This window comes from Lysinibacillus sp. NPDC096212 (assembly GCF_044763105.1).
In the GTDB taxonomy this organism is placed as follows: domain Bacteria; phylum Bacillota; class Bacilli; order Bacillales_A; family Planococcaceae; genus Lysinibacillus.
In genome coordinates this window covers 1-15,385 of the sequence record NZ_JBIWFQ010000023.1, presented here as the reverse complement: position 1 = coordinate 15,385, position 15,385 = coordinate 1, and the positions used below count along the sequence as shown (strand labels likewise).

Sequence of the window (15,385 nt, the reverse complement as noted above, 5' to 3'; positions counted from 1 at the left end):
TACTACTTCCAATCAATGTAAAAATATTTAATTGAGTCGAATATTACAGATAATTTAGTTTATTGTAAAGCTTTTGCAAAAAGTCTTTATATTCAAAAAATTAAGTCTCTTTAAAAATACACTTAAATCACTTTCCTAAAGTAGCAATTTATTATCTCTATATTTTCCGTTTTAATAAGATAAGGTATTTGCCTATACGTTAGGGGCTTCCATAATCGAATTTTTCTATTTAGTTCTTTATATATAGTCTTCTACAAAATTAATAAATTATGACTTAGAATAAACTCGTGCCCGAAGGTTGTATAAATGCTTTTTAGCGGGATTATATTTGCACGAAATAATTGAAAAAGGTTTTGAGGCAAAAAATAGAAAAGTTTTTCTACAATTACTTTATCGGTACACTTGCTTCCATACCTTAATTTATACGGACATAATAATGAAAATAAATCACAAAGCTACCCACCGATGGGAGATAAAGAAAATCTCCATCGATGGGTAGCCTTGTTTTATTCATTAATTAGGGGTGAGGTTGCTTTATTCTCTCGTAACATTACGACAAGGAAAAATAGAATCGCTGCTACTGCAAGAAGTATGGCTGCAATATAGAATGCTAATACCTTCGTTCCAGTGATATCACCAATATAACCAGTAAGCGTTGGCGCAACAACTGATGAACTCATACCAAAGAAGTTAAAGAAACCTAATGCTTTAGCAACTCTATCTGAAGGTACCGAATCAGATACATATGTTATTAAAACTGGATCAATTGCAAGTTTTCCTAGTAATCCATATAAAATAAGCGCAACATAAAGCACTGAAGGATTAGGTGCAAACACGGTTAAACTAATTGTTACAGCTGCACCAATTAACAAGAATAAAATTAATTTCAGTCGCATATGTGCATTTTTATCAATATATTTAGAAAATATTAATGCACCAGGAACTGCTGTGATGGCGACTAAAGCAGCTACATAGCCTACTGAACCTTGTTCGAATCCTTTTTCTGCGACAAGGAATGATGGCAACCATGTCACAATCATGTAGTAGCCATAACATGTTGCAAAATAGACGAAATAAATGACTAATTGTTTTGGTGAGAATAAATTCATGCCTTGAGAATCTGCGTCTTGTGCTATTTTCTTATCTTCAGATGTTCCTTCTGTAGGTGATTTTTTGTCTTGTTTAACAAACAAAGCAAACACAAATGTTACAGCTACTATTAAGATAGATGTGATATAAAGCATGTAATTCCATTTGATTTCAAGACCACCAACTAAAACAGATGAGCCTACTAGACCAATGACCATACCTAATGCTGCACCACTATTGATGATCGCATTAGAAAAACTTTTCTTATCTTTAGGCATATATTTAGCTGATAAGGAGAACGCTGCACCATAGTATGAACCAGTCGAAAGACCTGCCAATAAGGCGCCTATATAAACTTGAGTGATTGTCGAGCTTGTCCCAATGACAAATGCCGCTAATGCAAAAACGATAAACGCAGGGATTAATACTCTTTTTTGACCAAATTTATCAACTAGTATACCTGATGGAATTTGCATACCTGTATAGGCAAAAAAGTAAATAGAAGCAACTAGTCCGACCTGAGTATCGCTAATATTCCCTAGCGATTCTTGAATTTGTGGATATATGGGCGTAAGTATTGTACGATAAATCCAAATAACTACCCAACCTAAGCACAGTGCAACAATTATTTTTTTGTAATAATTCGGGTCATTTTTAACTGTTTGTCCCATAATATGACACTCCTATTTTTCGTTTTTTTACTTATGTATTGCTTAAGTTAATTTTAGGTTATGAGTAAGTAAATAACATTGTTCACTTTTAACAAAAACAGAAATGGATTTGCACATTTTAGACAAAAGCATATACTTAAAATATTTATAAAAGTGTGACTTATGATATTCTCGCTAACTGATCTCTACGTAGTACTTTTGCACCCTCGATAACTCTCTACACAGCAAGGTAGGTGCAACAAACAAAAAATAAGCCCGATTACCCTTAAGGTTATCGGACTGACCTATATTTACAGTGCAACACATTATAATATAAAGTTTTATTGAGGTATGACAATTTATTATGATGGCATGAAAGATTCCCCCTTTGTAGGTATTGCTTCTACAAGGAGGAATCTTTCTTTTTATACTATGAAAACTAGTTAATCAACAGACGTGCTATTTCACTTAATGATTTTTATGCGGAATAAAACCGATTGGTGTCGGACCCGCAATCCCTAACATAACAAAATCTTTATCAGAATTATTAGTCATTCCGTGCTTTTCACCCGCACGTGCAACAACAACATCACCAGCTCTAATTTGAACCATTTCACCACACTCTGGATAAAAATCTGCTGTTCCTTCTACAACAATCCAAATATCATCAGCTTTCTCGTGCGAGTGAATTGGCAAATCTTGTCCTGGATGCATACACCAAACAGCTCCTACAGTATTAGGTGTTTCATAGAAAATATGTTTTGTCGCTTCTTCTTCTCTAAACTCTTGAATATCTGGCCAATGGAAAATACGATTTTTTAAATCTTTTCTTGCTCTTTTTTTTAATGTCATTGTATTTTCTCCTTGTTTCAAATTTTCAAAAAACCCACATTATTTAGCGTTTAATAATATTTTGGGGTTTACCCTCTAAGAATGCAATGGTGTTATCGAATGCAATTTCAGCACGCAATTCCATCGCCTCGTCAGTAAAGAAACCTACATGTGGTGTTAAAATTACATTTTTGGCGTGTAATAGTTTATAGTCTCCTGGTATAGGCGGTTCCATATCAAATACGTCGATACCGGCTCCTGCTATTCGTCCTTCATTTAATGCATCCGCCAATGCGTCATTATCAACAATTGGTCCTCGTGCACAGTTGATTAAAATGGCTGATTCCTTCATTAATTGTAATTTGTCTTTAGAAATTAAACCTTTCGTGCTTGGTAGTAATGGAATATGTAATGACACAATATCAGATTGTGCTAATAACTCATCTAATTCCATATACTCGATACCTAAATCTTTAGCTTCTGGATTTCTGCTGGACTGATCTGAAGCGATTAAGTTTGCACCAAATGCTTTAAACAATCGGGCAGTCATTAATCCAATTTTACCTGTACCAATCAAACCAACTGTTTTACCTTTAATTTCACTACCTTGGAATGCCCCTGGGAAATTATCGGCACGATTTTCACTATCACCCTTAGTAATACGACGATATACATCTAATACTAAGCCAATTGTTAATTCCGCAACCGCTTGATTCGCATATCCAGCTGCATTACATACCATAATATCCTGGTTTCTAGATTGAGTGATACCTACATGATCAACCCCTGTAAAGGCAACATTGATTAATTTTAACTTGTCATTTTGATCAATTACTTCTGTAGGATAAGGATTATTCGCAATCATAATAACATCTGCACCTTCACTACGACTTGCTAATTCTGCCCAATCAGTAGTTTTTTCGTTGTAATATACAAATTCATGACCGCCCTGTTTGATTGGTTCCGCTAATTTTTCAATGATCGAATCTGGAACATTTAATGGTTCTAATAATTTTACTAACATACAATCCATTCCCTCCTATTATTGTCGAATACGTCTGTTGATTAACTAGTGACCATCGTTAGAAAAGTGAGATCACACTTCTTTTATTATTTTGTATACTTCGCACAAAAAAATATAGTATTTACATAGATTAACACTCCTGTTTTTTCTTATTTTTATTCTATTTGCTTAATCTGATTGTAGGATATGAGTTATTAAATAACATTGTTCACTTTTAACAAAAATGCAAACGACATTACATATTTTTAACAAAAGTTTTCGTCCAAATAAAAAAATCAGCCCAAAGAGAATCGGACTGATTCGTTACATTATAATCGTGTATTTAACCACACATCGTTCTTTGTCTACATCTTTAGGCAATCGATGCTCCTTGATTAAGGTTACCATTTTACACCTTTACCACAAAAACTCTATTCCACACTTTTAAGCGATTCAATCATATTTATTTTCGTCACTTTCCTTCTAAGAAGTAAGTTAGACACTATAGTAAGTAAGAACGCGACAATTATAGAGATTAATATGATAAACATATTTAATTTATCTGGGATTTGTTGATGGGTGCTTGATAGAGCCTTTACTATAATTTGATAGACATAGCCACTGATTGGTAAAGCTACAATGACCGCAAATGTCGTTAGGATAATGTTTTCCAAAAATATTAATCTGTTTATTTTATTTTTTTGATAGCCTAGTACTTTCAGTGTTGCTAGCTCACGATTCCTTTCATATATGTTGATAGAGGATATCGTATAGATGGCGCCAAAGGACAGTATGATGGCGCTTGTGATAAACATGATAAATACAAAACTGTTTTGTTTCACAATGTATTGAGCTGATTTTTTTAAATCATTCTTATTTGCAATTGTATCTACACGGCGATCTTTTCCAAAAAACTTATGAGCGCTCATAGCATCTGTAGAGTTATTTGTTTGAACTAAAAGTGAGGTTGGATTGTAGTCTATGTTAAAGCTCTTTAAGTACTCTGGTGTACTATAAAATGATGGATTCGAATACTGTGTAGATATATTTAAAACCTTCATTTCTACAGAAGTGTCTTTTAGCTCTGGCGCTGTAAACTTTATGTTGATACGATCCCCTTTAGAAATATGATATTTGTCAGCGTAAGATTTGGGTACAAGCACACCGTTATTTTCTAAAGATATTCTATTGTCATTTTCGTCAAAGAAATGAATGAGATTGTTTTCTTTTTCAGTAACAACTAAATTGGCGCTTTCTTTGTCATTATCTTTTATCATTTCAATAGGAAGAGTGGATAACAAATAACTAGTTTTAATTTCAGAAGGTAGTTTTAGCGTATTAAAATTTGTGCCCATCGTATAATCGACTCTTAAATCATAAGTATAAACATCTTCAATTTGGTCTGCTACTTTTAGTAAGGAAGCTTGAGTACCGAAAGCAGTAATCAATAAAACGGTGCTTACAACAACACCAATTGAACTTGCTAATGCTTTTTGTTTATTTAAAAATATATTTCTCAGAATGAGTTTATAACTATAGGAAATATGACTCCATAGACCTGGAATTCTTTCTATCAAGAGCTTTTTCATCTTCTTTGGCGGTTTAGGACGCATAGCCTGAGCCGCATGTTCTTTTAATATAGTTCTACCGCTTAAGTAACATGACAGAACCCCGAAAGCACTGGAGAAAATAATCGGTGGAATGATTGAAAATAGAGAGAGTGAGAATGTTATGTCAGGCAAAGAGTAGGCCCTTGCACACGACTTAGTTACTAAAGGAATAAATACAAAAACGGCAATTACACAGCCAATGATGGAGCCTAGTATACCTGCCAGCACAGGGTATCCCATATAGTGAAGCATAATGTTGCTGTTTTTTACACCTAAAGCCTTCATAATACCAACTTGATTCCGTTGAGAATCGATCGTCCTCGACATGGCGAGAAATAGGATAATCGCTTCAATCAAAAAAAGTACTAAAGGTATAACTTTACTCATTAAGTTATTATTATTAATCGTTTGATTGATTTTAGAATAGTTGAAAGTCCGTTCCTTACTTATTTGATCTAAATAGCTGAGTTGCTTGGACTGTTCTTCAATTGATTTGCCTAACTTTTCAATATCGTAACCTTCTGTAGCATCCACGATGATTTCGTTAAAGTAAAAGCCATTTAAGATTTCGGGTAATGACTCTTCAGCAATATAAGCGACTCCAGATGTTTTATGATCTTGAATGTCATTCTTTTTTGCATGTTCAACATTTTCACCTAAGCCACTAATCGTAAAGTTAAAACTGCTTTCATTCGCATTTATTGTGATTTGATCGCCGACACGATAATGATGTTCTTTTGCATAATGAGAATCTAATAAAATCTCATCCTTTTTTAATGGGATACTACCTTCAGTTATAGTAGGCGTATTTATTTCATTGTTTTCAGGGATCGAATGAATTTTTAATGACGTTTTGTAATCTTCAAAGCTTTGCGTACCATCAAAGGTATAACGTCCTTCGATTTTATGGATACCTTCAATTTTACTTAACCGGGTGACATCATTTTTAGAAAGTTGACTGTAGTACACATTTAAATCGCTTAAATTATGTTTTTGAAAGTAATCCTTCGTATACGCATTAAGATTATTGCTGTAGGTTACTAGTCCCGCGTAGAAAAAAGCACCTACTGCGATAACAATCACAACGGCTATAAATTGCCCCATAGACTGTTTGATGTCCCTCAATAATTTTAAAAACAATTTCATGATTACCACTCAATCCCTTCAACACTTTGTTTTTCCTCATTGATCGTAACGCTTTCGATCATTCCGCTTTTTACTTTAATAATTTTGTCAGCCATAGGAGCAATGGCAGAATTATGTGTGACTAAAACAACGCATTTCTTTGTTTCCCTGTTTAAATCTTGCAGAAGCTTTAATACAGACTTGCCAGTTACATAATCCAAAGCGCCGGTTGGTTCATCACAGAGTAAAAGTAAGGGATTTTTCGTAACGGCTCTAGCTATAGCGACTCTTTGTTGCTCTCCTCCAGAAAGCTGGGAAGGGAAATTTTTAATACGATCAGCTAATCCGACTTTATGTAAAATATCTTTAGCATCCAGATGGTTTTTACATACTTCAGTGGCGAATTCAACATTTTCGAGAGCGTTTAAATTCGGAATTAAATTATAAAATTGAAAGACGAAGCCAACTTTCTCACCACGATATTCAGTTAAGTTTTTTTCGTTCAGCCTTGTTATTTCTTGATTCCCAACAAAGACTTGACCTGAGGTAACTGTATCCATACCGCCAAGAATATTTAAAATAGTACTTTTACCCGCGCCACTAGCCCCTAAAATAACGACGAATTCCCCCTCATTTATGGAAAAATCAACACCATTCAGGGCCTTGATTGGGACTTCTCCTATTTTGTATTCTTTCGTTACGTTTTTAAATTCGATCAGCTTTTTCATTTATTTCATCTCCTCAAATAATTTTTTATCAACGTCAAGTAACTCTAAAATAAACAACATTTGTCGTATATTTTAGAGTTACTGTTTAGTTGTTTCTTTTTGTTGATTGGCTTTATCAAGAAGCGTTAATCACGGCAAAATGTTAGTGATTTAAATCGAGTTAAAAAGGAATTCAATCTACCGTTCTCTGTGGCAGTTTCAACCACAACACGATTCACGGCTTCAAGAAGGTTCCATGATGTTTACGACAGTTATGAATCGGCATTATTTCGTCCGGGCTCAAGCAAAAGCAGTTAAATCATTCTAATAATATATAAGCTGATAAAATTAAATATATACACGTTTGGTAAAAAATACATTTTATCAAATAGAAGATTTATGAAATGATTTCCCATACGGGTAAATTGCATCAGTTTCTTTTGTTTTGATTTTTAGTAGACATAATATAATTATCGATAATTTAAAGTTTGAATGATGAGTTACGAAGATGTTAGAGGCTTAGAATAGATTTTACTTTTGATCACTATAGCTAGTATGTTTTGTGGCAAATGTGAGGATATGCGCATATCACAGCAGAAAAAGGCGGAAGGAAGTTCACTTCTTTCATTCTAATTATAAATACGTGTAAATGCTTTTAAATACATCGAACTGACACCAATTGTTCTGCTACTATTAACACTAATATTCAGGTTTCTAAAAAATAAAAAACAAATTTATTGATAGGTACTCGAACACCTCAACGTTTTGATAAGATTGCGGAACCCCTTTCATATTTACGGCCATAAAAAATAACTCAGAAGTCATTCCAACCTCTGAGTTATTTTTTATTATTTAGTTAACGCCTTCATATCTGCTGCAATCGTCTCAACTGGTACATCCGTTACAGCAGGATAATCCTTCACAACAATCCCATCAGCATTAACTAAGTAATACCTTCCCATATGAATAACTTGGTCAGTATTTGGATCATTTTTCACGCGTGATTTAAACGATTTCATTGCAAACTGTTCAATAAACTTTTGATCATAGCCAGTTAATAGTTGCCATTTGCTTTCGTCAGGCACTGAATACGTTTTCAAATAATTCGTTAAAACTTCTGGCTTGTCCACTTGAGGATCAACGCTAAAAGCTACAATTTGATAATCTTCCACGCCCTTATCCTGAAGTCCTTTTTGCACCTCTGTCATGTTATACGTCATTGGCGGACAAATGGAATTACAATTAGTAAAGACGAACATTGCTAACCATGGCTTGCCCTTAAAATCATTAAGGCTAACCTTTTCATTTTTTTGATTTGTAACCGAAAAATCCTGTACTTCTATGTTCATTTCAGGTTCAAATTTATAACTTCCGCAAGCAGTTAGAATGCTACTTAATGTTAGTATCAACACGAGCATTGCACTTTTCTTTTTCATATATTTGCTCACTTCCCTTCAATTTACCATCGTTGTTTATTGTATAAATAATAGGTACTTAATACAAGATATGCGCTTATCCTTTCATTTTTTTTATGTCATTTCAATGTATATTGTACGATTTTGGTATATTACTATCCTGTATATTCCAGACAATTCACACTTTTTTAAAAATTAATTAAAGCTGTTTTTTTACTATTTTGGTTATTTCCCAAGACATCATATAATTGTTATATAACAAAGTTTTTTTAGTTTTCAAGCAAATCCTCTATACGAAGACACAATAATAAATTCTTGAAAATTCTCTTTCATGTTCAAATTTTCTCCTACATTCACAATTATCATTATCAAACTATTATAGGAATATTATTCTATAAAAAAATACCATTCTCTTTCATACGGATTATTTCTATTAAATCCTTATTATTTCTACGTTATTTCCACGATTCGGAAATTATTAAAAATTTAAAAAACTCGAAATTTAGTATTGCATTATAAGAATCTTCCCCATAAAATAAGTGAGTATAACGACGAGCAATAAAGAAATATGTCGTTTAAGAAAGAAATATATCACTTTAGGGGGAATAATAATGGCAAACATTTCTGAGAACAAAAGTATAGATTCAGTTGACTATAGCGCAATTGAAGCTATGGAATCGTTCAACAAGTTCGTGAAAAAGAAGAATACCTTCCTTTTCTCGATTACAGCAATATTTTTAACACTTTATATTTTGTTACCAATCCTCGCTTTCCAACCTGTACTACAACAAAAAATTATCGGAAATATTACGGGTGTTTGGGTTTATTCAGCAGGATTATTCATTATGACAATCGTACTTTGTACAGTGTATGTGAAAAAAGCTTCTTCATTCGATAAAGCTGCGGCAGCAGTACTAGCTGAGTATCAGGCGAAAGGTGGAAAATAAATGAACTTAGTATCCGTTGGTTTCTTTTTAGCAATCGTTGGTTTAACTCTTGTAGTAACATATATCGCAGCGAAACGTACATCTTCTGCGGCTGATTTTTATACAGCTGGTGGTGGTCTTAAAGGTTGGCAAAATGGCTTTGCGATCGCTGGTGACTACTTATCTGCCGCTGCATTTCTTGGCGTGTCCGGTGCGATTGCGTTAACTGGTTTTGATGGCTTCTTCTTCTCTGTAGGCTATGTAGTAGCTAACTTAGTGCTTCTTTATGTAATTGCGGAGCCGATGCGAAATTTAGGTCGTTATACTTTAGCAGATATGCTTACTGCCCGTTTTAATGAAAAACGCATTCGCGGGGTTGCTGCGTCAGGAACAATTATCATCGTAATCCTTTATATGATTGCACAATTAGTAGGTGCAGGTGCCCTTATTAAACTATTATTTGGTATTGAGTATTGGATTGCAGTGTTAATCGTAGGTGTTATGATGACTACTTATGTATTATTCGGTGGCATGACAGCTACTTCTTGGGTGCAAATTATTAAAGCTAGCCTTCTTTTATTTGGGACAGGCGTATTAGCTACTTTAGTATTAATTAAATTCGACTTCTCTCTTATGAAAATGTTTGATACGATCGCTGTGGATCATGGCGAGAAATTCCTTGTACCAGGGATGAAATATACAAGTTCAATTGATTCGGTTTCGATGATGATGGCGCTTGTTTTAGGTACATCTGGGTTACCGCATATTTTAATGCGCTTCTTCACTGTTAAAGATGCCAAAACTGCTCGTTCTTCTATTTCATGGACAACTTGGATTACAGCTATTTTCTTCTCATTAACTATTTTCTTAGGCTTTGGCGCATTAAATTTTGTAGGGATCGATAAAATTCTTGCTGAAAGTAAAGCTGGTAACACCGCAGCCCCACTTCTTGCTAATTATTTGGGCGGTGATGTGTTAATGGCATTTATCGGTGCCGTAGCATTCGCAACCATCTTAGCAGTTGTTTCGGGCTTAGTTTTAACAGGAGCTTCTGCGATTTCCCATGATATTTATGGAGAAATCATTAAAGATGGTAAATTAACAGAAAAGCAACAAGTTGTAGCCGCTCGTACTGGCTCGATTTCTATTGCCATTGTATCCATTATCCTTGCATTATTTGCGCAAAACTTGAATGTATCGTTCTTAGTATCCTTTGCATTTTGTATCGGTGCTTCAGCAAACTTACCAGTTATTCTTTACACAATTTACTGGAAAAAATTCAATTCAACAGGTGCTATAACTGCGATGGTAACTGGTTTAGTATCATGTTTAGTGTTAGGTGCTATGGGGCCGAATGTATGGAGTCCTGTTGAAGGTGCAGCTATTTTTGTTGGTAATCCTATCGTACCGTTAGCAGTTCCAGCGGTCATTACAATTCCACTTGGCTTTATCGCAGGTTATTTAGGCACTGTTCTATCTTCTAGCAAAGTACCACAGGAAGAAGCAGATCGTATTTACAAGGAAATTCGTGTGAAAGCAAACACAGGTGTATCTGTTTCTGACATCTCTCATTGATCGCTTTTAACCATCCAAATTATTGAAAAAATATCTATCAATCATCCTATCTATATTAATAAAAATATCAAGTTAAAGAACTCGATTTTTCATCGGGTTTTTTAACTTTTTATTATAAAAAATTTTCCAATTTATTTATCGAACAATACTATTCTCTTTCAATAAAAAACGATTTTCACTGAGTAAATAGTGTTTATTTTTTATAAAAAATCATTTCCCTTTTGAAATTTCAACCATATTTTCCGCTCGGAAATCTAGAATTGACCTAACTCCATTTATTTATCAGAATTTTCCAAAACACTTTTATTTCTTACATTTGTCTTGTATATTCTCTTTTAAGACTATTTTTCCAAAAACTATTTTTTTATAATTTTTTCTGAAAAGTATTGCAATTTTGTGAACTGTCTCATAAAATGAAGATGTGAATTCACTAATCTAGCAAAATTGAGTCTTTAAGCAGTAAAAATAAACACAAAATGGGGAATGTTAATGGGGAACAATCAAGGCAATAAGAGCATCGTGATTGATTATGATGCGATTGCAAATCAAGAATCGTTTAAAGCGCTTGTGCGAAGAAAGAAATCATTTCTTTGGTCAATGACTGTGTTCTTCTTAGCAGCATACATGTTGCTTCCAATTCTTACTTCGTACACGACAGTACTACACCAAAAGGCATTTGGGGAAATTACTTGGGTGTGGGTATATTCAGCAGGGTTATTCATCATGACTTGGTGCTTATGTCACTTATATGTAGCAAAAGCAAATAGCTTTGATAAAGAGGCAAAGGCGATTATCACTGAATACGAGAACGGAGGTGGCCGCCGATGAATAACGGAATGAGTTTTACAGCCATATTCTTCTTCGTAGCCATTGTTGGTTTAACATTAGTTATTACATGGTGGGCATCAAAACGAACTTCTTCTGCAAGTGATTTCTATACTGCAGGCGGTGGGTTAACAGGCTGGCAAAATGGACTAGCCATCGCTGGTGACTACTTATCAGCAGCATCTTTCTTAGGGATCGCTGGAGCAGTTGCATTATTTGGATTTGATGGATTCTTCTTCTCTATCGGTTATTTAGTAGCTTACTTAGTGGTTCTATACATCGTCGCTGAGCCATTACGTAATCTTGGTAAATTTACATTAGCTGACATGATCACAGCGCGTTTTGATAGCTCTAAAGTTCGTGGTACAGCAGCTTTAAGCACTATTACAATTGTCTTATTCTACATGATTGCACAACTAGTTGGTGCAGGAGCACTTATTCAATTACTTTTAGGAATCGACTATTGGGTTGCCGTTCTAATCGTAGGTTTTATGATGACGACTTACGTACTATTCGGTGGTATGACTGCAACATCTTGGGTACAAATTATTAAAGCTTGTCTTTTAATGTTAGGTACAGTTATTATTTCATTCTTAGTATTAAAAGAGTTCGGCTTTAGTATTGCAACGATGTTCAAAGAAATGGAAACTGCAACTGATAGCGGTGCAGCTTATTTGAACCCAGGTCTTAAATATCAAAATGGCGTTGATACTATTTCAATGTTAATCGCTTTAGTATTAGGTACAGCTGGTCTTCCACATATCCTAATGCGCTTCTTTACAGTAAAAGATGCGAAAACTGCTCGTTCCTCTGTTATTTGGGCTACTTGGATTGTAGGTATCTTCTACATTCTTACAATCTTCTTAGGATTCGGTGCAGCTAAATTCGTTGGTAAAGAAGCAATTATTGAAGCAAACGCGGCGGGTAACATGGCTGCTCCACTTCTCGCGGAAGCACTTGGTGGGGACATTCTATTCTCATTCGTATGTGCGGTAGCTTTCGCAACAATCTTAGCGGTAGTAGCTGGTCTTGTACTTTCTGGCGCATCTGCCCTTTCGCATGATATTTATGGTCAAATCATTAAAAAAGGCAAAATCACAGAGAAGGAGCAAGTACTTGCAGCTCGTATCGGTTCTATCACAATCGCTGTTATTTCAATCCTTTTAGCACTTGGTGCACAAACATTAAACGTAGCGTTCTTAGTATCACTTGCATTCTGTATTGCAGGTTCAGCTAACTTACCTGTAATCATCTATACTATCTACTGGAAACGCTTTAATACAGCTGGTGCTATTACAGCAATGTTGACAGGTTTAATCTCTGCTTTAGTTCTTGTTGCAGTTTCACCAAACCTTTGGAATCCAGTTGAAGGAAAAGCAATTTTCGTTGGGAATCCGTTAATTTCGTTAACGAACCCAGCAATAATTTCTGTACCACTTGGCTTCCTTGGGGGTCTCATCGGAACATTACTTTCTAAGGAATCAGATGCTAAGAAATATCGTGAAGTGGATGTTAAAGCAAACACAGGTATTTCTGTACAAGACGTATCTCACTAATAATAGGACAATCGCCTCGTAAGTTAAATTCTTACGAGGTTTTACTTTTTCTTCCGTATTCGGTACTATATTTACAAATGATAGTTGGAGGTAAGGTAACATGACAAACTCAAAAGCAAAAAAGAAACGCATGCATATAAAACGCACTAAAGGGAAGGACGTTGAAAAAAATCGTCAATCTTCCCCTTTCAGTACACATGAGCGTGTAACGAAAACGAAAAAAGAAAATATTGAACAAAATTTTACAAAGCACAGAAAACACAACCACGTTGAAGACGATTAGTGGTTGTGTTTTGCTTGTAATGAGACATTTTGATGTTTAGAAGTAATCAGTTTTGGTATAAAGTACAACGGATACAGTAAAAGAAAAAGGTTAGGTATCCACCACATAAGATCAAAATCAAGCTTTATTGTCCAAAAAGCAATCGCCTGTAATCCAGAGCAACTTGTTAGTGTCAGAGATAATAAGGTAAATGTTCTCCACTTTTCATTTTTTATTTTAAATAGATAGAGACTTATAAAACCACTAACTGAAATTAAAATATCTAGTGGGAAAAACGACCAATTCCATATAACTAATAATTCATTTTGATAATCTTGATATAAATACTCTTCTGGAATCAAATGAAAAAAGGTGACTAGCCAATAGACTATAAAAAAGATATCTGTCACTAAAAAAAGGTATCTTAAAGTTTTACTCATTTACGACCCCCATTTAATTTTCTTCATGAACGTTATCTTTAAGAATCCCAAGCATAAGAATGTCCACCATTTCCTGCATTGTATCCTGAAGCGAACTCATATTTCTGTTTTTCGATGCATGTTCCATCAATCGATAAAGTCCTCCAATATAGACTTCTTTAAATATCTCTTTATTAAAAGGACGTATTTTTTTTGCAGCAATCCCTTCATCTAACAACGAAAAGATACCTGCCCATTGTTCATGAATAAATTCATCAAGAGTTTCCCATTGCTTTGGATAATATCGTTGAAGTTCCTCTAAATATTTGAGCTGAGCAAACTTAAAATCAGCCGGAATTAGTACAAGACTTTTTTGTAGTTTTTCTACAAGATTTAACGTTGCATCATGCAGAATTTCTTTCTCTTTCATTTTCAGCTCTTCAATTGCTAGATCAATCATTTCATTTAGTAGTTCTTCCTTTGAGGGATAGTATCCATACAATGTTTTAGTACTCATACCTAGTTGCTTTGCTAAATCCCCCATTGTAAACCGGAATCCTTTTCGTTCAGCTTCACTTATGGATACCTTTAAAATTCTATCTTTCAACGTGATAACCTGCCTTTAGGAAAATGAAAAAATATTTTTATTTTCCTTGTTTTCCGTTTAATGATAGTACCTAATGAAAATAATGTCAAATAAACTACCCCACTTCGCTTAATAGCGAGAGATTCCTATGAACACCAGCGTAACCAAAGTTAGTGATTCTGTAATTTTTTATCAGCGATGTTTGATGCTTTATCAGCGATTTTGGCTCTTTTATCAGCGATGTTCGACGCTTTATCAGCGATTCTGGCTCTTCTATCAGCGATGTTCGACGCTTTATCAGCGATTCTGGCTCTTTTATCAGCGATGTTCAACGTTTTACCAGCGATTCTGGCTCTTCTATCAGCGATGTTCAACGTTTTATCAGCGATTCTGGCTCTTTTTATCAGCAATGTTTGAGCTTGTTTTATCAGCGATTCTGGCTCTTCTATCAGCGATGTTCAACGTTTTACCAGCGATTCTGGCTCTTTTATCAACGATGGTCAACGCTTTATCAGCGATTCTGGCTCTTCTATCAGCGATGTTCAACGCTTTATCAGCGATTCTGGCTCTTTTATCAGCGATGTTCAACGTTTTACCAGCGATTCTGGCTCTTCTATCAGCGATGTTTGACGTTTTATCAGGGATTCTGGCTCTTTTATCAGCGATGTTCGACGTTTTATCAGCGATTCTGGCACTTCTATCAGCGATGTTAGTCAAGTCCTTAATATTGTGTAAAATTTTATACAAAGTTTTCAACTCTGATCCTTATCTAAACATCAGATTGGTGAAATAAATTGGGCTAACTC

15 protein-coding genes and 1 other annotated feature (1 of these 16 cut by a window edge) are annotated in these 15,385 nt (G+C 34.7%); of the genes, 5 read left to right on the top strand and 10 right to left on the bottom strand.

Features of this window, described 5'->3' with window-relative positions; translation table 11 throughout:
* Positions 1–25, bottom strand: a binding site (T-box leader); it reaches 184 nt to the left of the window's first position.
* A 481-nt stretch (positions 26–506) separates the two neighbouring features.
* The 6 genes from ACIQ7T_RS19695 to ACIQ7T_RS19670 all read right to left on the bottom strand — a co-directional run bounded on the left by ACIQ7T_RS19695 (position 507) and on the right by ACIQ7T_RS19670 (position 8,451).
* Complete coding sequence (locus tag ACIQ7T_RS19695; protein ID WP_370076491.1) at positions 507–1,760, bottom strand: MFS transporter; 1,254 nt, start codon at positions 1,758–1,760, stop codon at positions 507–509.
* A 447-nt stretch (positions 1,761–2,207) separates the two neighbouring features.
* Complete coding sequence (locus ACIQ7T_RS19690) at positions 2,208–2,591, bottom strand: cupin domain-containing protein (RefSeq protein ID WP_402872792.1); 384 nt, start codon at positions 2,589–2,591, stop codon at positions 2,208–2,210.
* Positions 2,592–2,634: 43 nt separating this feature from the next.
* Complete coding sequence (locus ACIQ7T_RS19685) at positions 2,635–3,594, bottom strand: 2-hydroxyacid dehydrogenase (protein WP_402872790.1); 960 nt, start codon at positions 3,592–3,594, stop codon at positions 2,635–2,637.
* 410 nt (positions 3,595–4,004) lie between these two features.
* Positions 4,005–6,329, bottom strand: coding sequence for an ABC transporter permease (locus ACIQ7T_RS19680; RefSeq protein WP_402872788.1), 2,325 nt, complete (start codon positions 6,327–6,329; stop codon positions 4,005–4,007).
* A gap of 2 nt (positions 6,330–6,331) precedes the next feature.
* A complete protein-coding gene (locus ACIQ7T_RS19675) occupies positions 6,332–7,036 on the bottom strand; it encodes an ABC transporter ATP-binding protein (protein ID WP_402872786.1) in 705 nt (234 codons plus the stop codon).
* A gap of 827 nt (positions 7,037–7,863) precedes the next feature.
* Complete coding sequence (locus ACIQ7T_RS19670; protein ID WP_402872783.1) at positions 7,864–8,451, bottom strand: SCO family protein; 588 nt, start codon at positions 8,449–8,451, stop codon at positions 7,864–7,866.
* Positions 8,452–9,041: 590 nt separating this feature from the next.
* Between ACIQ7T_RS19670 and ACIQ7T_RS19665 the strand changes: the two genes are divergently transcribed.
* From ACIQ7T_RS19665 to ACIQ7T_RS19645, 5 genes are all read left to right on the top strand, one after another.
* Positions 9,042–9,377 (top strand): DUF485 domain-containing protein, encoded by a 336-nt coding sequence (locus tag ACIQ7T_RS19665; protein ID WP_370076503.1) that lies wholly within the window; start codon positions 9,042–9,044, stop codon positions 9,375–9,377.
* Positions 9,378–10,931, top strand: a complete 1,554-nt coding sequence (locus tag ACIQ7T_RS19660; RefSeq protein WP_370076505.1) for a solute symporter family protein — start codon at positions 9,378–9,380, stop codon at positions 10,929–10,931.
* A 489-nt stretch (positions 10,932–11,420) separates the two neighbouring features.
* Positions 11,421–11,759: a DUF485 domain-containing protein gene (locus ACIQ7T_RS19655; RefSeq protein WP_370076507.1), complete on the top strand. Its 339-nt coding sequence runs from the start codon at positions 11,421–11,423 to the stop codon at positions 11,757–11,759.
* 8 nt (positions 11,760–11,767) lie between these two features.
* A complete protein-coding gene (locus ACIQ7T_RS19650) occupies positions 11,768–13,312 on the top strand; it encodes a solute symporter family protein (RefSeq protein WP_370076675.1) in 1,545 nt (514 codons plus the stop codon).
* Positions 13,313–13,412: 100 nt separating this feature from the next.
* A complete protein-coding gene (locus ACIQ7T_RS19645) occupies positions 13,413–13,595 on the top strand; it encodes a hypothetical protein (RefSeq protein ID WP_370076509.1) in 183 nt (60 codons plus the stop codon).
* Here the strand turns inward: ACIQ7T_RS19645 and ACIQ7T_RS19640 are convergent.
* From ACIQ7T_RS19640 to ACIQ7T_RS19625, 4 genes are all read right to left on the bottom strand, one after another.
* Positions 13,592–14,014, bottom strand: a complete 423-nt coding sequence (locus tag ACIQ7T_RS19640) for a DUF5360 family protein (protein WP_370076511.1) — start codon at positions 14,012–14,014, stop codon at positions 13,592–13,594. The genes ACIQ7T_RS19645 and ACIQ7T_RS19640 overlap by 4 nt on opposite strands.
* Positions 14,015–14,027: 13 nt before the next feature.
* Complete coding sequence (locus ACIQ7T_RS19635; protein ID WP_402872777.1) at positions 14,028–14,600, bottom strand: TetR/AcrR family transcriptional regulator; 573 nt, start codon at positions 14,598–14,600, stop codon at positions 14,028–14,030.
* Positions 14,601–14,749: 149 nt separating this feature from the next.
* Positions 14,750–14,953 (bottom strand): hypothetical protein, encoded by a 204-nt coding sequence (locus tag ACIQ7T_RS19630; RefSeq protein ID WP_402872775.1) that lies wholly within the window; start codon positions 14,951–14,953, stop codon positions 14,750–14,752.
* A 7-nt stretch (positions 14,954–14,960) separates the two neighbouring features.
* Entirely contained in the window at positions 14,961–15,326 is a 366-nt protein-coding gene (locus tag ACIQ7T_RS19625) for a hypothetical protein (protein WP_402872772.1), read from the bottom strand.
* Positions 15,327–15,385: the final 59 nt, after the last annotated feature.